20 protein-coding genes and 2 pseudogenes are annotated in these 16,426 nt (G+C 62.8%); 5 read left to right on the plus strand and 17 right to left on the minus strand.

The window, feature by feature from the left end:
• The first annotated feature begins 43 nt into the window (after positions 1–43).
• Together ACODSO_RS13525 and ACODSO_RS13530 are read left to right on the plus strand one after the other, a co-directional pair.
• Complete coding sequence (locus tag ACODSO_RS13525; protein ID WP_489037343.1) at positions 44–1,210, plus strand: winged helix DNA-binding domain-containing protein; 1,167 nt, start codon at positions 44–46, stop codon at positions 1,208–1,210.
• A gap of 12 nt (positions 1,211–1,222) precedes the next feature.
• A pseudogene (locus tag ACODSO_RS13530) lies at positions 1,223–1,890 on the plus strand (DNA/RNA non-specific endonuclease).
• A gap of 546 nt (positions 1,891–2,436) precedes the next feature.
• Here the strand turns inward: ACODSO_RS13530 and ACODSO_RS13535 are convergent.
• The 12 genes from ACODSO_RS13535 to ACODSO_RS13590 all read right to left on the minus strand — a co-directional run bounded on the left by ACODSO_RS13535 (position 2,437) and on the right by ACODSO_RS13590 (position 9,667).
• Positions 2,437–3,606, minus strand: coding sequence for a phage major capsid protein (locus ACODSO_RS13535; protein WP_489037344.1), 1,170 nt, complete (start codon positions 3,604–3,606; stop codon positions 2,437–2,439).
• A gap of 380 nt (positions 3,607–3,986) precedes the next feature.
• Complete coding sequence (locus ACODSO_RS13540) at positions 3,987–4,139, minus strand: hypothetical protein (protein ID WP_489037345.1); 153 nt, start codon at positions 4,137–4,139, stop codon at positions 3,987–3,989.
• Positions 4,132–4,533 carry a hypothetical protein gene (locus tag ACODSO_RS13545; RefSeq protein WP_489037346.1) on the minus strand — a complete coding sequence of 134 codons (402 nt, stop codon included), beginning with the start codon at positions 4,531–4,533 and terminating at the stop codon, positions 4,132–4,134. Before ACODSO_RS13545 ends, ACODSO_RS13540 begins: the two co-directional genes overlap by 8 nt.
• 146 nt (positions 4,534–4,679) lie before the next feature.
• Positions 4,680–4,919 carry a hypothetical protein gene (locus ACODSO_RS13550; RefSeq protein WP_489037347.1) on the minus strand — a complete coding sequence of 80 codons (240 nt, stop codon included), beginning with the start codon at positions 4,917–4,919 and terminating at the stop codon, positions 4,680–4,682.
• A 606-nt stretch (positions 4,920–5,525) separates the two neighbouring features.
• The gene (locus ACODSO_RS13555) at positions 5,526–6,143 is read right to left on the minus strand and encodes a hypothetical protein (RefSeq protein WP_489037348.1); all 618 of its coding nucleotides are present in this window, start codon (positions 6,141–6,143) and stop codon (positions 5,526–5,528) included.
• Positions 6,140–6,436 carry a WhiB family transcriptional regulator gene (locus tag ACODSO_RS13560; protein ID WP_489037349.1) on the minus strand — a complete coding sequence of 99 codons (297 nt, stop codon included), beginning with the start codon at positions 6,434–6,436 and terminating at the stop codon, positions 6,140–6,142. The genes ACODSO_RS13555 and ACODSO_RS13560 overlap by 4 nt, the downstream gene beginning before the upstream one ends.
• On the minus strand, positions 6,433–7,620 hold the full coding sequence (locus ACODSO_RS13565) for an AAA family ATPase (protein WP_489037350.1): 1,188 nt from the start codon (positions 7,618–7,620) through the stop codon (positions 6,433–6,435). The genes ACODSO_RS13560 and ACODSO_RS13565 overlap by 4 nt, the downstream gene beginning before the upstream one ends.
• Positions 7,617–8,330 (minus strand): bifunctional DNA primase/polymerase, encoded by a 714-nt coding sequence (locus tag ACODSO_RS13570; RefSeq protein ID WP_489037351.1) that lies wholly within the window; start codon positions 8,328–8,330, stop codon positions 7,617–7,619. Before ACODSO_RS13570 ends, ACODSO_RS13565 begins: the two co-directional genes overlap by 4 nt.
• Positions 8,327–8,527 carry a DUF6011 domain-containing protein gene (locus ACODSO_RS13575; RefSeq protein ID WP_489037352.1) on the minus strand — a complete coding sequence of 67 codons (201 nt, stop codon included), beginning with the start codon at positions 8,525–8,527 and terminating at the stop codon, positions 8,327–8,329. The genes ACODSO_RS13570 and ACODSO_RS13575 overlap by 4 nt, the downstream gene beginning before the upstream one ends.
• Positions 8,528–8,601: 74 nt before the next feature.
• Positions 8,602–8,769, minus strand: coding sequence for a hypothetical protein (locus ACODSO_RS13580; protein ID WP_489037353.1), 168 nt, complete (start codon positions 8,767–8,769; stop codon positions 8,602–8,604).
• 8 nt (positions 8,770–8,777) lie between these two features.
• Positions 8,778–9,407 (minus strand): hypothetical protein, encoded by a 630-nt coding sequence (locus ACODSO_RS13585; RefSeq protein ID WP_489037354.1) that lies wholly within the window; start codon positions 9,405–9,407, stop codon positions 8,778–8,780.
• A 59-nt stretch (positions 9,408–9,466) separates the two neighbouring features.
• A complete protein-coding gene (locus tag ACODSO_RS13590; RefSeq protein WP_489037355.1) occupies positions 9,467–9,667 on the minus strand; it encodes a helix-turn-helix transcriptional regulator in 201 nt (66 codons plus the stop codon).
• A gap of 101 nt (positions 9,668–9,768) precedes the next feature.
• Between ACODSO_RS13590 and ACODSO_RS13595 the strand changes: the two are divergent.
• The 3 genes and pseudogenes from ACODSO_RS13595 to ACODSO_RS13605 form a co-directional block, all read left to right on the plus strand.
• Positions 9,769–9,975 (plus strand): annotated as a pseudogene (locus tag ACODSO_RS13595) (helix-turn-helix transcriptional regulator); the annotation flags it as partial.
• An 18-nt stretch (positions 9,976–9,993) separates the two neighbouring features.
• The gene (locus ACODSO_RS13600; RefSeq protein WP_489037426.1) at positions 9,994–10,344 is read left to right on the plus strand and encodes a hypothetical protein; all 351 of its coding nucleotides are present in this window, start codon (positions 9,994–9,996) and stop codon (positions 10,342–10,344) included.
• Positions 10,341–11,594 carry a tyrosine-type recombinase/integrase gene (locus ACODSO_RS13605; RefSeq protein WP_489037356.1) on the plus strand — a complete coding sequence of 418 codons (1,254 nt, stop codon included), beginning with the start codon at positions 10,341–10,343 and terminating at the stop codon, positions 11,592–11,594. The genes ACODSO_RS13600 and ACODSO_RS13605 overlap by 4 nt, the downstream gene beginning before the upstream one ends.
• Here ACODSO_RS13605 and ychF read toward each other — a convergent pair.
• The 5 genes from ychF to edd are packed head-to-tail and all read right to left on the minus strand — an operon-like array spanning position 11,591 to position 16,316.
• Positions 11,591–12,670, minus strand: coding sequence for a redox-regulated ATPase YchF (ychF, locus tag ACODSO_RS13610; RefSeq protein ID WP_068381654.1), 1,080 nt, complete (start codon positions 12,668–12,670; stop codon positions 11,591–11,593). The genes ACODSO_RS13605 and ychF overlap by 4 nt on opposite strands.
• A gap of 12 nt (positions 12,671–12,682) precedes the next feature.
• Entirely contained in the window at positions 12,683–13,465 is a 783-nt protein-coding gene (locus ACODSO_RS13615; protein ID WP_068381651.1) for a TIGR03620 family F420-dependent LLM class oxidoreductase, read from the minus strand.
• A gap of 42 nt (positions 13,466–13,507) precedes the next feature.
• Positions 13,508–13,816, minus strand: a complete 309-nt coding sequence (locus tag ACODSO_RS13620; protein ID WP_068381648.1) for a CD225/dispanin family protein — start codon at positions 13,814–13,816, stop codon at positions 13,508–13,510.
• A 20-nt stretch (positions 13,817–13,836) separates the two neighbouring features.
• Positions 13,837–14,463 carry a bifunctional 4-hydroxy-2-oxoglutarate aldolase/2-dehydro-3-deoxy-phosphogluconate aldolase gene (gene eda / locus ACODSO_RS13625; protein ID WP_068381646.1) on the minus strand — a complete coding sequence of 209 codons (627 nt, stop codon included), beginning with the start codon at positions 14,461–14,463 and terminating at the stop codon, positions 13,837–13,839.
• Positions 14,464–14,492: 29 nt separating this feature from the next.
• Complete coding sequence (edd, locus tag ACODSO_RS13630) at positions 14,493–16,316, minus strand: phosphogluconate dehydratase (protein WP_068381672.1); 1,824 nt, start codon at positions 16,314–16,316, stop codon at positions 14,493–14,495.
• Positions 16,317–16,426: the final 110 nt, after the last annotated feature.

Raw genomic sequence — 16,426 nt, forward strand, 5'->3', positions numbered from 1 at the left:
TTTACTCCCGTCGCCCGCCAGAAGTTGCCGTCACAATGAGTGCGTGAAGATCACCGATGCCCAACGCCGAGCTCGTCTCGTGACACGTCAGTTCGCGGACGCCACATCGCCGGAGGACGTCGTCTCGTCCGTGTTGGCGCTACACGCAACCGATCCGGCGACGGTGTATCTCTCGGTTCTTGCGCGAGCCCGGTCGTCGACCGTCGAGGACGTACGTGACGCAATGTACGACCGTCGCTCGCTCGTGCGACTCATGGCGATGCGCCGCACACTGTTCGTCCTTGCGCACGACGATGTACCGGTCGTGCACGCTGCGGCCAGTCTCGGCGTCGCGAAAACGATGCGCGCACGGTTGAAGAAGCAGGTGTCGACGCTTCCGACCGAGCCGGTGGTCGAGAACGTCGAAAAGTGGCTCGCGGCCGTGGAAAAGGAGACGGACGCGCAGTTGCGGTCCGTCGGGATAGCTACAGGTGCAGAACTTTCCGCGGCGGTTCCGTTACTCAAGACGGCTCTTCTCCCGACGACCGACAAGGCGTACGACGTCAAGCGTTACGTCACGTCGGAGGTGCTGGTGATGATGGCAGCGGAGGGGAAGCTGGTCCGCGTCGAACCGCGCGGGGCCTGGACTTCCCGACGCCACGCGTGGGCGCCGATCGAAGAGTGGTGGCCCGACGGAATTCCGATGATGGACGAAGCCGAAGCACGCACGGAGCTTGTGCGCCGCTGGCTCGACGTGTTCGGGCCAGCGACCGTCGACGACGTCCAGTGGTGGACCGGGTGGAACAAGACTCAGACTCGCACGGCGCTCGCGGCGATCGATATCGTCGACGTGGAATTGACCGAAGGCGACGGAATCATGTTGGCCGACACTGATATTTCGGGAGTCGCATCCGGTGTCATGCTGTTGCCGGCGTTGGATCCGACGCCGATGGGATGGAAGCACCGTAGCTGGTACCTCGGCGAGCACAAGGCGCCACTGTTCGACACCTTCGGCAACATCGGCCCGACGATCTGGGCGGACGGCCGCATCGTCGGCGGCTGGGCCGTCACTCCCGCCGGAGAGGTGGCCACGGAATTGCTCGAGGACATCGGGGCTCAGGCTGCTGATGTCACCGCCGAAGCGGGCCGAATCACCGATCTGCTCGACGGTGCCGCGGTCGTCCCGAGCTTCCCGACGCCGCTCGAAAAGCGGTTGCGGGGGAAGAAGTAGCGCTGAGTCTCGATGGATACCGCCCGCAGAATCGCTGCGGTCACCGCGGTCAACATCGATGGCTCGAAGCTTCGCGACCTCAAGCGAAGCGACAATTGGCAACTCGACAACCGACTCCCGCGCAACCAGCAGGCCGGGCCGGAACTGTACTCGAACAACGACATCGACCGAGGCCATCTCGTTCGGCGAAGCGATCCCGTCTGGGGCCCGATTTCTGTTGCAGAACAGGCTAATCGGGACACCTTCCACTACACCGTCGGTGCGCCGCAGACAGCGGAGCTGAACCAATCGAAGATGCTCTGGCTCGACAGTACGGCAGGTCGCTGTCGGTGTTCACGGGCTGCATCTTCGACGACGAGGATCCGGTCTACCGCGACATCGCGATCCCGCGTCGGTTCTTCAAGATCGCGGCGTGGATGCAGGAAGATTCGCTTGGACCGACCGGCTACGTCCTCGACCAGCCGGAGTCTCTCGATCGGATCCTGAACCAGAACGTGTTCGCTCAGGGAATCCCACCGCTCGGCGCGTATCGGACCTACCAGGTCCCGGTCGAAGACATCGCGGAGGTCACCGGGTTGACCATGCCCGATCTCGTCGACGCAGACCGCCTGACAGCCGTGGCGACAGCTCGGCCGATCGAGTGGACCGAGTTGCACATCGGTTCGGATCTTGTGTTCTGAGATCGGGGTTTGGGATTCAGCGCGGCGCCGTTGGCCGCGCACCACCGCGATTTACCCCCGCGTTGTGCGCTGCAAGGTCGGTACGACGCACAACAGGGGCGTAAATTCGGGCCGGATCGAGTGTTGTCGTACCGACGAAAGATTCAGACGTTGAACCTGAACTCAGTGCTGCGGGTTTACTGAGGTTGACTGGGGTTGGCAAGGGCCTCTGAACAGGGCCTCTTGGGTTTATTGGTGCCTATTCGGCGGTGTCCGAGACTGATGCGCTGCGGACGCTCTGCGGACGAGAGGACCTACAACGTGTGGGTCCGTCCCCCTCGAATCCGCTTTTCCGGTTTCAAACCGGAGAACCCCCCGCTGCCGTTCCACGGGCTGCGGGGGGATTCCGTATCGACGCTGGACGGGTCACTGCTACCGGCGGAAGGAGGAGGCGCACCCCGAAGGACGCAGCAATCTCAAAGGGACCGGTTCGCTCGCCGCCCATACCTCCCCGGCGCCCGGTGAATCTCAAGGAAAGCCGGTACGGGGTGAGCTTGACGTCGAAGTCTATGCGGCCGCCGTAGCGAGCTTCACGACTCCCATCGGCTGACGAACCTCGAGCTCGAAGCGACCCTCGCAACGGGCACGAACCTGGTTCTTGGTGAAGTCGTCGGACACGTTCTCCGACCACGCCACCTTGACGCCCGATGTGTCGGTGCGAAGCTTCAGACTCGACAGGTCGAGCAGGAAACCAGTCGCTTCGGGCAACACCGTGGAGATAGCCACCGGCACACCCCACAGTCGCTGCGTGGCACGATCCACAGGAAGCCCATTGAAGTCCGTAGAACCCACTGTCGCAGAAGATAATTCGAGCAGTTCCCAGTCGGTGGGCGAGACCACGAACGCTCCGGGGGTCTGACCGGATACCTCCAGCGCAGTGATCGCCTTTCGTGTCGTGGTCAACACGTTGGTCACGAAGGCTTGGACCAGAATTCCGGACGTGTTCAGTAGACCGCGAAGAGCGGGAGCAGTGCCGGACCCGTTCAGGACCTGATTCTCGACGGCGACCCGGATTCCGTACAACAGTTCACCCGATACCCACGACTCCAGCGCAGAAGCATCTTCGAGCATGAACTTGTCGATGGGTTCGGACAGGTGCGCTATGACATGCAACGCCGCGTCGACGTGGCCCCAGGTGTACACGCTGGTCGGTTTGACCGCCCCTGCGGCGACTGGCGCCGCGGAGTTCGTACGAACGGTCTGGCGAAGGAATTTCCATGCCGGCGTAGCTGAGGCCTCGGCGGGAATCAGCTCCAGGAAACTCTGCGCGACCCTGCCCATCGAGACCGGGTCGTTCGGCAGAATAGGGATCTCAGTGAGAGACGAACCGACCGCGGTGACACCCTTGGAACCGTTCGGGTTGTGCATTGTCTGGGCGACCTGGATCGAGAGTGCTTTCGATGCCGGCCCGGACAGTCCGAGGTAACCGTCACCGAAACTGCCGACTGCACCGTTCATGATGATTTCCTGCGCGGGAGTGAAGGTGCTGAACGACTTCAGCAACGCCTCTCCCTCCGCTGCCCGTTCCATCTTCGCTTCGAGTTCGTGGGCTTCGTCGAGCGCGTTCCTCGACTTCTTCTTTTCGCCGGGGGTGAGGCTACGGCCTTCACTTTTCGCGGTATCGATGATGTCCTGCGCGATCTTTACTGCAGCGGCGTGCTGCTCTTTGATATTCATGAGAAATAGACCCCTATCAGGGTGAATGGCGCACAGTTGGCGCACAGAGAATGAGGAACCCGGTCAGGCGGGCATGTGGGTATCGGTTCGGCTCCTCATCGGCTTGACCCTTACGGGTTCCTCACCAACTTGGCTGAACCGGCCACTGGGCCGACACCATCAACTTCGGGCGGAATCCTGAACGACGAGAACGGTTTACCGGGCTCCTCACGCTTGACCCCTCAGGGTTCCTCACGCTTGGCCGTCGATACTGTCCGGGCCGTGACTCCTACTGCACCACATGATGTCCGGGCGGAACCCTCGAACTTGACCGGGTACGGCCCTCGTTCTTGATTCGCCGCACACTCTGCGATCTCAGCTACGGCAGAGCATATCTCAGATCAATGCCAGATCGCCGGATTCCAGTGATCGACCGCGTGGGCGTCGCACACCATGTCCTCATCGACGCAGCACCCGCAGGACGCGAACACAACCGGAATGGTCACCTTACGCCGGCTGTCGGTGGGCTCGGTCTCGTCGACGGGTTCAGTCATCGTCACCACCGCGCTGTGCCGCTAACCGCATCGCCGCTAGCTTCCCACCAACCCGCGGAGTCCTCGCACGGATCTGCTCGAGGATCTCCAGCAACTTCCCGGCGGCCGCCGGCTGCTGCGGTGCAGCCTTCGGATCGTCGAGGATCCGGGCCATCGCGAACGCCGCGGCAACAAGCCCCGGCGACGCCTCCGTGCTACCGATGGCCGCCAATTCCGCGCGAACACCCTCGGCTACCGACTCTCCCGAACCGGGCAGCGTCACCACGACACTCGCAGTCGTACCCGCCCGATGATCTCGTTGATACTCGCGGTTCGCGGTGCGGCAGATCCCGCACCTGCACCCCTGGACATAGCGGGAACGCCCGTGCGGCTTGTCATCATCATTTTCGACCATTGTCATGCTCCGATCTGGATTGTCTTGTTACCGAGACCCTGCGCGCTATATAAATCCCTGCCGGATGAGGTGTCTGGGGTGGTGGGGTGTGATGGCGTCTACGCCCCTACTGCCTGGCAGGTTGTCGGGGTTGGCAACCTGGCTGGTCACGTTGCGTCGAGTCCGACGTTGAGGTCGTGGAGGATGGTTGCTCTGGCTGTGTCGGTTCCGAGGAGTCTGGTCAGCAGGACCATGGTGAGGTCTGCTGCTGCCATTGCTAGGCGGATGCCTCCGTCGTCGCCGTCGTTGAGTGCTTCGGTGAGGACTATGTCTGCGCTGCTGGCGTCTTCGTTGATTCCTGCGAGGACGAGTCGCAGTGCTCGGGTTCCGTCGATGGGTTTGAGCATTGGTTGGTGTCCTCCGTGTCGATGGTGTGGGTGATGTCTTCGATGTCGAGTGCTCGGGTGTCGATGACGTACTCGGTCCAGCGGGGGAGGACGATCATGCAACGGATTTGGTCGGGGGGGACGACGGTGCGGTAGATGGGTTGGAGTGGTTCGTTGTACTCCTGGCTGCGGTGTGCTCGAATGCTGGCTGCGGCTTGGAGTTCGTTGGCCCAGGCCCATCCGTGAGATTGGTGGGGTTCTGCGGTGCGGTAGAGGGTGACTGGTAGATGCCGCCACCGCGCCGGCCCTTCTGGTACTGACCATTGAGCTCGTTGGTGGACGCCAGTTCTGCAGGTCGAGTTTTAGGATCTTCAACTTCTAAAGTTGAAGATCGACCGTCGAAAGGATGGATCACCGCAGCACAACTGACACAGCGAGTAGGGATGGCATGGGTCACCAGTCGATGGTCACCATTCGTCGAACTACCCGAACACTGCTGGGCTAGTAGAGCGTGTAGAGGTACGCGGCTGATCCTGGGCCGCCGGCGTATTGCGGGCCGGTGGCGTCTTCGGGTGGGTTCGGGTGCCCAGAGCAGACCCCACCACACTTCGTCCTGTGTCCACAGCTTCATCGTGTCGTTCCCTTCTGTGGTAATTCGATTGGGTCGTCGAGCTTCTCGATCACGAGTCCTGTTGTGTCGATTACGTATTCAGTCCATCGGGGCCAGGCGATGATGCACAGCATCGACTCGGGTGGTGCATCGACGCGGTACGTTCCGAGAGGTTGGTGCGGGTTCAGAACTTGGCGGTGATATCGGGTGCTCGTGATGGGTTCGATCTTGTTTCCCCATGCGCGACCTCTGATGTGTTCTGGTGTCGCGGTTCGGTAGAGCACCATGGTTTCCATGGCATTGACCGGGGCGGGCCACCCGTTGACGGTGAGGCCAGCACTACCGAACAGTTCGGCCCACTGATCGTCCGATAGCTCGGTGGAGGGTTGGCCGCAGGTTCTCCACGCAAGCCCGACGCGGCGCCGGAGCTGCTGCTTTGTGAGCTTCCCTGCGCGGTGTTGGCGGTACAGCAGGATCGGCGAGCCCCGGCCACCGATGAACGCTGTCTCGTGGGCATCCTCGGGTGGGTGCGGCGCCCACAATAGGTTCTGAATCGGGACATGCTCTTGGTCGTACTCCGACCACTCCATATCAAGGGGAACACCCCATGTGTCACTCTCGGACCAGGGACTCACGCGGCCGCTCCATTCTCACTGTCGCGGTTCTTGATCGGTCGGAGGTTGCCGGCTAGGACTCCGGGTAGCTCGGCTGGTTTGAGGGTCGAGGCCCACTCCCGGCACGCCTCCAGCGCCGGGCACACGTCGCAGACTGCGATAGCCTGTGCGTGCCTTTCCCGTCGCAGATCCAGTGGTTCGGCGACGTCGTCGTCCAAGAATCGATCGAACAATCGGCCCAGCCCGACACACGCAGCTCCCGTCAAATCCGGAATCTCGCCAAGGATGTCGGACAGTGATTCCCAAGTGCTCATGCTGCTTCTCTCCAGGCTTTGACTGCTCGGGCTGCTCTGTCCTTTCGCCACGACAGTCGCTCTCTCGCTTCGTCGACAGTGGTCGGAGGTGGGTCGAGTTCAGCGACAGCTTTGACGTCGTCGAGGGGTGCTGACTCGTCTTCGTTGCGCTCGCCCTCGGCCGGGGCGATGACGTCGAACTCGAGTGCGTCGTCGGCGAGTGCCTTGAGTCGGAATGTTCCTGCGATGGGTTCGCGGTCGCCGATCGGGCACACTGCCCGCAGACCACCGTGGCGGTCCTTGTTGAGGGAGAGCACCGCTGATCCACCGCGGCCCGGTGTGAACGCTGCCTTGACCTTCACTCGGATCGAGACGCCACCGACCGCTCGACGCTTGGCTGCGGTTCCACCTGGTCCGTGTGATCGGGAGTCGGCACCTTTGGCGAGGTGGTCGACGGCGAGGACCGCTGCACCGGTGCGGGCCAACGGTTTGAGTACCCGGGTGTGGACGGTCGTGAAGTCATCCGCTGAATTCGATGACGAGCCGAACAGAGGGAGCAGTTCTCCGACGCTGTCTACGACGACGACGCTCGGTTGGAACTCGGCCATGTCTGCGACGACGGTCAACAGTTCGATCCGGTCCTCCGGCTCGGTGTAGCGGAATCGTGTCGGGTCTCGCAGCGCCATCACGTCAGCACCGAGGTTGACCAGTCTTCGTACCGTCGCGGCCGGTCCGTTGTGGTCGAGGTCGATGACCACGACGCGGCCGCCGCTGTTGAGGGACTCGGTTCCCGCGGCGAGGCATACCCACGTCTTGCCGGATTCGGGGTCGCCGAATACGAGGTTGACTTGCCCGTCATAGAACAAGGCGTGACCGTCTTGCCGCTTCAGGATGGTGGGTTGGGGTGGTTCGGCGAGGGTCCCGTCGAGGAATGCTGCGATGTCGACGTAGGGGCTGGTTCCCGGTTCCGGGTACTGGGGTGCGGAACTGGGAACCGGGAGTTCCCGCAGGTCGGTCGGTTCCCGGTCGGTTCCCGGAACTAGGGAACTAACGGCGGTTCCCGGTGTGGATTCGTCGGTTCCCGGTTCCGGAACCCCTATGCGGGAACCGGGAACTACGGGCTTGCCACCTCTCGATCGACGACGCTGTCGCACTCGTTTCGGGTGGGCGGATGCGACTTCGGCGGGTGTCGGAATTTCGCTCATGCTGCACGCCCTGTTGCCCGCTGAGCCGATCTCAGGCACGTCTCTACCTCTTGTGCCGGTAGACCGATTGACGCAGCTGCGTTGCGAATCTCGTCCACAAGCGACTGCTCCCCTCTTTCCAGTGCACGACAAAAAGCCCAGAATGTGATGGAGTTCCGGCCACCCCCATTCGCCTCGGCGACCTTCCGAACAAGACCGTTGCTACGCCGCTCGGGGCTGACGACAGTCGGCTGCGGTCGGTACTGGGGTACCTCGACAAGAGGGAGCAGTGGCTTTGGCAACGGCGCGATCTCGGCATCTGTTTCGACACGGTAGAACTCGCCGGTCTCGGGATGCACTGATCCTGGCATCACGGTGTAGCCGGTGCGCCAGGTCTTCACGTCGATCCCGCTGTGCTCGGCGAGTTTCCCGCGGGCGGTGCCTGTGTGACGGTAGTAGACGTGTCGGCCGCCGGATCCGGTGCGGACGACGAGGGTGTCCCAATTGAGCCCGCGGACCTCGTCCAGGTTGCCGCCGTTGCGCGGGTCCTCGTCGAGGACGATGACGCCGGGACATGTTCCGCCCCAGTTGCAGTCGCGATACCTCCGTGCCTGCCGTTCGATGATTTCTCGGTTGGTGCTGAAGTCGTGGAACCCACCGTGCAAGAACGCCTTCTTCCCTTGCAGGGGGCCGATTGCGAAGCCGCGGTCGAGCATGTCGTAAGGAATCACTGCACGCCGTCCTTTTCTCGCTTGGCGCAGACCGGGCCGAGGTGCCGGCGGACCGAGACTGGGTCGACGAGCCATGCGCCGCAGGAGTGGCATTGGGAGGCGAGCCGGTAGGTGCCGTCGCGGAGTGCGGCTGCGAGGAGTTTGTCTGCTGGGTCTCTGAGCTTTTCGAGCTCGTCGTCGGTGTCTCGGGTTACCATGGAGTCCTCCTGGTTCGGTGTTCTGGTTCGGTGGGGGCTCGTGTGATGGCGAGCCCCCACCGGTGTGTCTGCGACTACTTGATTGGCCCGAATGCGGCACCCGTTGCGGCATGGATTGCAGCGATCAGCGCTCGCCACTCGTCGCTGTCGAATTGCAGGTTCAGCCCCGATTCCCAGGCCAGAGTGGTGTAGCCGTTGTGGAGTCGGACCATCGGTGCGGTGCAGTCCACGTGCTGCGTCATGTACGGCATCAGGCACCCGCGATCTCGTCGGCGGATTCGCGGGCGATGTCGACCATCAGCAGCAGCACGTGCGCTAGCTCGGCGGCTTCAGTGAGGGTCAGGCTGGCGTCTGACCCCTTGACCATCTCGAAGTCGCCATCTTTGGTGTTCCACCAACGATTGAACGTGATCCAAGGGGTGTGCTGGGTCGGCCGCTGGTAGAGCCACACGTCGAGGCGGCCTGTCCGCACGGAGCATGACCCGTCATTGCCCTCGTACACGTTCGAACGTGTGCCCAGTACTGAGACTCGGGCGGGTGCGGAAAACACGGCGGCTTGGGAGGGAAATATCCACTTGAGGTTCGCCCCGCTTGCCCAAGAGGGTATTGGGGAATCGGTGACGGCCCTCCAGATCTTGCACGCAAGGTCGAACGGGCTGTCGCCGTCGATCATGTTTTCTTGGTCGTATCCCCGCTTGATGAGGTTCCAGTTGGCGGAGTCCTTCTCGATCTGCGGGTGCTCGGCTTTCATGTAGGCCGCGAACTCTTCGTCGGGGGTGGGTTCGGCGTCGAGCTGAACAATGTCAGTGGTGTCGTCTACGCTGTTGTTCATCGGGTTGCTTCCTTTTGGTTGGGGTTGGGACTCGGCACCCTCGGCCACATCTGGGATTGCAGTCCCGTGGTCGGGGGTGTTTTCGTAGAGGTCTGGTGTGAGCGGCATCAGGCAGCACCGCCCCGTGTGGTCTCCTTTTCCTTCTCGGCGATGAAGCGCTCAATCTCCGAACGCCTATACAAAATCCGCTTGCCCACCACGAATGAGGCCGGCCCCTGGTTGGCTCCCCGCCAGTACTTCAGGGTTCCCTCGGCGAAGGGGTACTCCGCAGATACTTCCCGCGTCGTCAGAATCTCTCTGTCGGACAATGCATTCACCTCTCGTGTCGGATGGTTGATACAAAACGATAGTACACAGGACGTGTCAGATGTCTAGTACATTTCGTGATTCGTGTGAGATGATTCCGCGCATGGCCGAAGATCCGACTAAGACCGACCTCCGATTCGCAGCGAACGTGAAGCGACTCCGTGAACTCAATGGGTGGAGCAAGGCGGAATTGGTCCGCGCCCTCAATGACGCGGGCTGGGAGTCTGCGCACCAAACGACAATCACGAGGTTGGAAAACGGCGAACGGCCGGCACGCTTGGGAGAGGCCGAGTTGATCGCCAGGGTCTTCGGTAGGACGATCAAGTCGATGATGCTCGACGAGTCGCAGGCGTCGGTCGAGGACTACATCGCCGACTGGAAGTCTGTGGTTCGCGACAGCTACAACGAAGTCGTTGAACACTCCGGCCTGTTCGAGGGTGCTCGACGGACGCTGGACCGTTTTGTGGAAGAAGCCCGCGAGATTGCTGGCCGGCTCGACAACGAAGGCGATCCGACTCGTTCTGCCAGCTTGTGGCTTGCCATCCGAGGCGGCGAACCCTTTGTCGGACTTAACCTGGAGGGGGCCGTCGAGTCCGGTAGGCGTGCAGACTCCGAAGGGCATCAGGCATCCGATCATCCGGATCGGTATTTCGTTGACGATGATTGGCTAGGCGAGTGAGCCAGCGACGCAATCGCCGGGCGGGCGTAGAAGACAGGTGGCGGGATCTGAACAAACCGCGCGTCGTTCTCGGAGAAGATCGACAGCCACTGTTGAACGAGGTCGGTCAGCCCGAAACCACCCTGCGTCCGGTAAACTACGGGAAGGGAAAGCGTTGGCGCGCAAGGTATGTCGACGACGAGTCGCGCGAGCACGCGAAGTCGTTCATCAGGAAGGCCGACGCACAGAAATGGCTCGACACGATCGTCTCAAGCCAGGTGTCCGGCAACTACATCGACCCGGTGCGCGGTGAGATCACGTTCGCGTCGTTCTACAGAGAGTGGAGTTCGCGCCAGGTGTGGGTGCCGGGCACGGTGCAGGCAATGAACCTGGCCGCGAACGGAGTCACGTTCGGTGCGGTTGCCCTCAGCGATCTCCGGCCCTCGCATATCGAGTCGTGGGTGAAAGCGATGCAGGACAAGCCGCTGGAGCCATCGACGATTCGAACGCGATTCAATAACGTGCGATCGGTGCTGAAAGCCGCGAAGCGCGACAAGGTGCTCGCCGATGACCCGACCGAGCGCATCACGCTCCCCCGCCGACGACGCACTGAGGCCGCGATGACGATTCCCGAGCCCTCTCAGGTGGGTGCGCTCGTTCGATCGGCTGACGTCGGATTCAGAGCGTTCGTTGCGTTGGGGGCGTTCGCTGGTCTGCGTCTCGGTGAGGCCGCGGCTCTCCAGATCCACGACGTCGACTTCCTGCGGCGAGAGATTCATGTCAGCCGTCAGGTGCAACGGGCGAACGGCGGTGTCGTCGAGATCCGCGCACCGAAGTACGGCAGCGAGCGGACGATTCCGGCCCCGGACGGACTGCTGGAGATTGTCGCGGAGCACATCCGCCTTTGGCTGCCGAACAACGATCCGACGCACTGGCTCTTCCCTGGCGAGAGCGGTAATCCGTGGCATCAGAACTCGGTCGGCTACCGGTGGCGCAAGACGAAGGAATTAGCTGGCCAACCCAATTGGCATCTTCACGACCTGCGGCACTTCTTCGCGTCCGGCCTGATCTACGCCGGGTGCGACGTCGTGACGGTACAGAAGGCGCTCGGACACAGCTCGCCGAACGTCACGTTGTCGACGTACGCGCACCTGTGGCCGAACGCTGACGATCGCACTCGCAAGGCTGCGGACGCGATGTTCACAGAAGCTGCTACTGCGGACTCACTGCGGACGGATAGCGCTAAAACGCCTGCTGACCAGGGGTTCTAAACGTTGAACCTGAACTCCACGACGTCCCCGTCTACCATGACGTAGTCCTTACCCTCGATACGGACCTTGCCCGCGGCCTTGGCCGAGGCCATGGATCCGGCCTCGACGAGGTCGTCGAAGCTGACGATTTCGGCCTTGATGAAGCCACGCTCGAAGTCGGTGTGAATAACGCCCGCGGCCTGAGGAGCGGTGTCACCCTTGTGGATCGTCCAGGCACGCGCTTCCTTCGGACCCGCCGTGAGGTAGGTCTGCAGGCCGAGGGTGTGGAAGCCGGCGCGCGCCAAGGCGTCGAGACCCGGCTCCGTCTGCCCGACGCTCTCTAGCAGCTCGGCTGCCGATTCGGCGTCGAGTTCGAGGAGTTCGGACTCGATCTTCGCGTCGAGGAACACTGCATCCGCCGGAGCGACGGACCGGGCGAGCTCGCCGACCTTCACGTCGTCGGTCAAGACACCTTCGTCGGCGTTGAAGACGTAGAGGAACGGCTTGGTGGTGAGGAGCTGGAACTCCTTGAGCAGTTCGAAGTCGAGCTTGTTCTTCTGCGAGAACAGCGTCTTGCCCTCGTTGAGCACGGCCTGAGCGGCGAGTGCAGCGTCGAGCGCGGGCTTGCGGTCCTTCTTGATCCGCGCTTCCTTCTCGACGCGCGGGATTGCCTTCTCCAGCGTCTGCAGGTCCGCGATCGCCAGCTCGGTCTCGATGACCTCGATGTCGGCGGACGGGTCGACGCGACCGTCGACGTGCACGACATCGTCGTCGGCGAACACCCGAACCACCTGGCAGATGGCGTCAGCTTCACGGATGTTGGCGAGGAACTTGTTGCCCAGGCCTGCACCTTCGGACGCGCCCTTGACGATGCCGGCGATGTCGACGAACGACACCAGCGCGGGCACGAGCTTCTCCGATCCGAACACCTCGGCGAGCTTGCCGAGCCGGGGATCGGGAAGCGGCACCACACCGACGTTGGGCTCGATGGTGGCGAACGGGTAGTTCGCAGCCAGCACATCGTTCTTGGTCAGTGCGTTGAAGAGGGTGGACTTGCCGACGTTGGGCAGTCCGACGATTCCGAGGGTGAGGCTCACGGTCTATGGAGTCTACTTTGACGGCGCTACCAGCTCGGACAGTGCCCGTCCGGCCGCAACACCCGAGGTGCCGAGTGGAGCCAGAACGACATGGTCCGCTCCTGCTTCGTGGTGCTCCTGGACGCGCCGAGCGATGTCCTCGACGCTCCCCCACGCGACGAGGGCGTCGACGAGTCGATCACTGAGATTGTCGACGTCGTCACTGGTGAAGCCCATGCGGAGGAAATTCTGGCGATAGCCCGGGACTGTCGCCAAGAAGGACAGTGAGTCACGAGCCGGCGCAGGATCCGAGCCGAGTACGACGAACTGATCGATCACCAGCGTCGCATCACCGAGAACGGCCCTGGCGTCGGCGGTGTATTCGGGGGTCACGAGCAGCGCGACGGCACCGGCGGCCTTCGTGCGAGCCATTTCGAGCTTCTTCGGACCGAGGGCTGCCAGGAGGATCCGGTCGGCAGGAACGTCGAGTTCGTCGAGATAGGCGTTCAGTCCCGCGAGCGGCTTGGCTGTCTGCGGGCCGCCGAGGCCGAGCACGAACCTGCCCGACGAGTGCAATTGCCGGTACAGCGCCCCGGTCTCGGCAGGACCGTAGACATCGACCGGCACGATCCCGGGCACGATCTTCGCCGACTCCGTCGCGTGGACGAGGTCGGCGAAGCGTCCGAGCCGATCGATCTGGCCGCCCGCGAGCCACAGCGACGAGTAGCCGAGCGATTCCAGCTCGCAGGCGTCGTCCAGGTACGAGTGGCCGATGTCGATGGAGATGCCGATACTGCCGAGTCCGAGTGTGTCCATGAGGTCGACGCTAAAACCTCGAGCGGCGTTCAGGTCAAGGCTCTACACCGCACTCCAGGTGCTCGTGTTGATCAGGATCGCGAAGAACACCACGTAGAAGGCGATGAGCACCACGAAGAACGCGACCCACACCCACAATGCGATCTGCCCGAGCTTCTTGGCCCGGTCCGACGCGTACTGCGCACCCTGGAAATCGCCCACCGCCCAGCGCGGGTAGACGTTCGAGGAGTGGGTGAAGGCCGAGAACGCGAGCGGCCAGAAGAACAGCACCGCCGCCACTGCCCAACCCACGTTGGACGGCGGCGGCGGTGGCGGCGCGTACTGCTGATATGGCTGATTCGGGTCCGTCATGGACGCAGCGTAATACCTACTTACGCGGTTGTCTTCAGCGTCGATGTGGCCTCGGCCAAGGCGGTCACGGCGTCCCAATCCTCGTTCGCCACCGCGGCGGCCGGAGTGAGCCACGAACCTCCGACGCACCCGACATTCGGCAGCGCCAGATACGTCGACGCATTGGCAGTGGAGATTCCACCCGTCGGGCAGAAGCGGGCCGCGGGGACGGGTGAATGGATGGACTTCAGAAAGCTCGCGCCACCGGACGCCTCGGCGGGGAAGAACTTGAGATCGGTGTATCCGGCTTCGAGGAGGGTGAGCACTTCGGACACCGTTGCGGCGCCGGGGAGATGCGGCAATCCGGTGTCCCTCATGGCCTTCGTCAACGCCGGAGTGCAGCCCGGTGACACCAAGAACTGAGCGCCCGCATCGGCAGCCTGCTTCGCCTGCCCTGGCGTCACGATCGTGCCTGCGCCGATCAGGATCTCGGGAACCTCCGCAGCGATGCGCTCGATGGCGTCGAGTGCCACGGGAGTCCGCAAGGTCAGTTCGATGACGGGCACTCCGCCCTTGACCAGGGCACGGGCGATCGGTACAGCGTGATCGAGGTTGTCGATGACGACGACGGGGATGACGGGAACGCGGTCGAGCAGAGATGCAGTCAAGTTCTTACCTTTTCTAGGGTCAGTGGGGGTCAGCGCATCACGAACATCGCGCCCTCGTCGGCGGGGCCGACGAGCGCACGCATCCCGGAGAACAGGTCACGACCGGTGCTGGACCATTCGTCCTTGCCCAACACGCGCCCGGTGACCGGGCGTGCCTCGAACTCGGCGAGAGGAACGTCGATCGACAGTGTGCCACCGAGCGAGTCGAGGGTGATCATGTCGCCGTCTTCGATTTTCGCGATCGGTCCCCCGCTCGCGGCCTCCGGCGTGAGATGGATTGCCGCAGGAACCTTTCCGGACGCTCCGGACATCCGGCCGTCCGTGATCAGCGCGACGGAACGTCCTCGGTCCTGCAGGATTCCGAGGGCCGGGGTGAGTTTGTGCAGCTCGGGCATTCCGTTGGCCTGCGGGCCCTGGTATCGCAGGACCGCGACGAAGTCGCCGTCGAGCAATCCCGCGTCGAATGCCTCGAGGAAATCCGCCTGGTCGTCGAACACCTTCGCAGGTCCCGTGACCACCCGATGTTCCGGCGCCACTGCGGAAGTCTTGATGACGCACTTGCCGATCGGCCCGGTCAGCATCTTCAGTCCGCCGTCAGCACTGAACGGCTCGTTCGCTCCGCGTAGGACGCTGTTGTCGTGGCTGATTCGAGTACCGTCCTGCCACATGACACCGTCGCCGTCCAGCTTGGGTTCCTGCGTGTATCGCGCAAGCCCCGGTCCGGCAACGGTTTTGACGTCCTCGTGCACGAGTCCCGCGTCCAGAAGTGATCCGATGACGAAACCGAGGCCACCCGCTGCGTGGAAGTGGTTGACGTCGGCCTTGCCGTTCGGGTAAATCCTGGCCATGAGCGGCACGACAGCGGACAGATCGGACAGATCCTGCCAGGTCAACGTGATGCCCGCTGCCTTGGCGATGGCGACGAGGTGCATCGTGTGATTGGTCGAACCGCCGGTGGCCAGAAGTGCGACGCATCCGTTGACGATCGACTTCTCGTCGACGACTTCCCCTACCGGCGTGTAGTTATCGCCCAACGACGTCAGACCGGTCACGACGTGTGCGGCCTCGCGAGTCAGGGCGTCGCGCATTGCAGTTCCCGGGTTGACGAACGAGGAGCCCGGTAGGTGAAGGCCCATGACCTCCATGAGCAGCTGATTGGAATTCGCCGTTCCGAAGAACGTGCAGGTGCCACTGCCGTGATACGACGCAGCCTCGGCATCCAGCAGAGCCTCGCGGCCCACTTTGCCCTCGGCATAGAGCTGGCGTGCTTTCGCCTTCTCGCCGTTGGGGAGTCCGGATGTCATCGGCCCCGCGGGCACGAACACCGCAGGTAGATGGCCGAAACTCAATGCGCCCATGAGCATTCCGGGCACAATCTTGTCGCAGACCCCGAGCATGAGGGTGGCGTCGAACATGTCGTGAGACAGCGCAATTGCGGTCGACATCGCGATGATGTCGCGACTGAACAGCGAGAGCTGCATTCCGTCGCGGCCCTGCGTGATGCCGTCGCACATAGCTGGGACGCCACCGGCGAACTGTGCGATGCCACCGGCGTCGATGACGGCCTTCTTCAGCACAGCCGGGTAGGTCTCGAACGGCTTGTGCGCCGAAAGCATGTCGTTGTAGGCAGAGACGATCGCGATATTGGGCTTGACCATTCCGCGGAGCGCTTTCTTGTCTGCTGTGCCCGATGCAGCGAAGCCGTGGGCGATGTTGGCGCACGCGAGACGGCCACGCGCTGGCCCTTTGTCTGCTGCGGCTGCGATTCGATCGAGGTATGCGGATCGTTCGGACTGGCTGCGGTGTGCGATGCGGTCGGTTACCTGACGCAGGACCGGGTGAAGTGTGTCCATGAGTATCTCCGATGTTCGGTCTCTCATCACCCACCCTAGGGCCACTTACGTGGATCGACAACTCAACTTATGTTTTTCAAAGTTGTAAGTGTTGATTCTTAGGCTGTTGC

It is taken from the genome of Rhodococcus sp. FG69 (assembly GCF_057808915.1).

Excerpts from the sequence above, each read along its gene's own strand:
- ACODSO_RS13535 (WP_489037344.1), bottom strand. The coding sequence starts at position 3,606 with ATGAATATCAAAGAGCAGCACGCCGCTGCAGTAAAGATCGCGCAGGAC.
- ACODSO_RS13540 (WP_489037345.1), bottom strand. The coding sequence starts at position 4,139 with ATGACTGAACCCGTCGACGAGACCGAGCCCACCGACAGCCGGCGTAAG.
- ACODSO_RS13545 (WP_489037346.1), bottom strand. The coding sequence starts at position 4,533 with ATGGTCGAAAATGATGATGACAAGCCGCACGGGCGTTCCCGCTATGTC.
- ACODSO_RS13550 (WP_489037347.1), bottom strand. The coding sequence starts at position 4,919 with ATGCTCAAACCCATCGACGGAACCCGAGCACTGCGACTCGTCCTCGCA.
- ACODSO_RS13560 (WP_489037349.1), bottom strand. The coding sequence starts at position 6,436 with ATGAGCACTTGGGAATCACTGTCCGACATCCTTGGCGAGATTCCGGAT.
- ACODSO_RS13565 (WP_489037350.1), bottom strand. The coding sequence starts at position 7,620 with ATGAGCGAAATTCCGACACCCGCCGAAGTCGCATCCGCCCACCCGAAA.
- ACODSO_RS13575 (WP_489037352.1), bottom strand. The coding sequence starts at position 8,527 with ATGGTAACCCGAGACACCGACGACGAGCTCGAAAAGCTCAGAGACCCA.
- ACODSO_RS13580 (WP_489037353.1), bottom strand. The coding sequence starts at position 8,769 with ATGACGCAGCACGTGGACTGCACCGCACCGATGGTCCGACTCCACAAC.
- ACODSO_RS13600 (WP_489037426.1), top strand. The coding sequence starts at position 9,994 with ATGATGCTCGACGAGTCGCAGGCGTCGGTCGAGGACTACATCGCCGAC.
- ACODSO_RS13615 (WP_068381651.1), bottom strand. The coding sequence starts at position 13,465 with ATGGACACACTCGGACTCGGCAGTATCGGCATCTCCATCGACATCGGC.
- ACODSO_RS13620 (WP_068381648.1), bottom strand. The coding sequence starts at position 13,816 with ATGACGGACCCGAATCAGCCATATCAGCAGTACGCGCCGCCACCGCCG.
- edd (WP_068381672.1), bottom strand. The coding sequence starts at position 16,316 with ATGGACACACTTCACCCGGTCCTGCGTCAGGTAACCGACCGCATCGCA.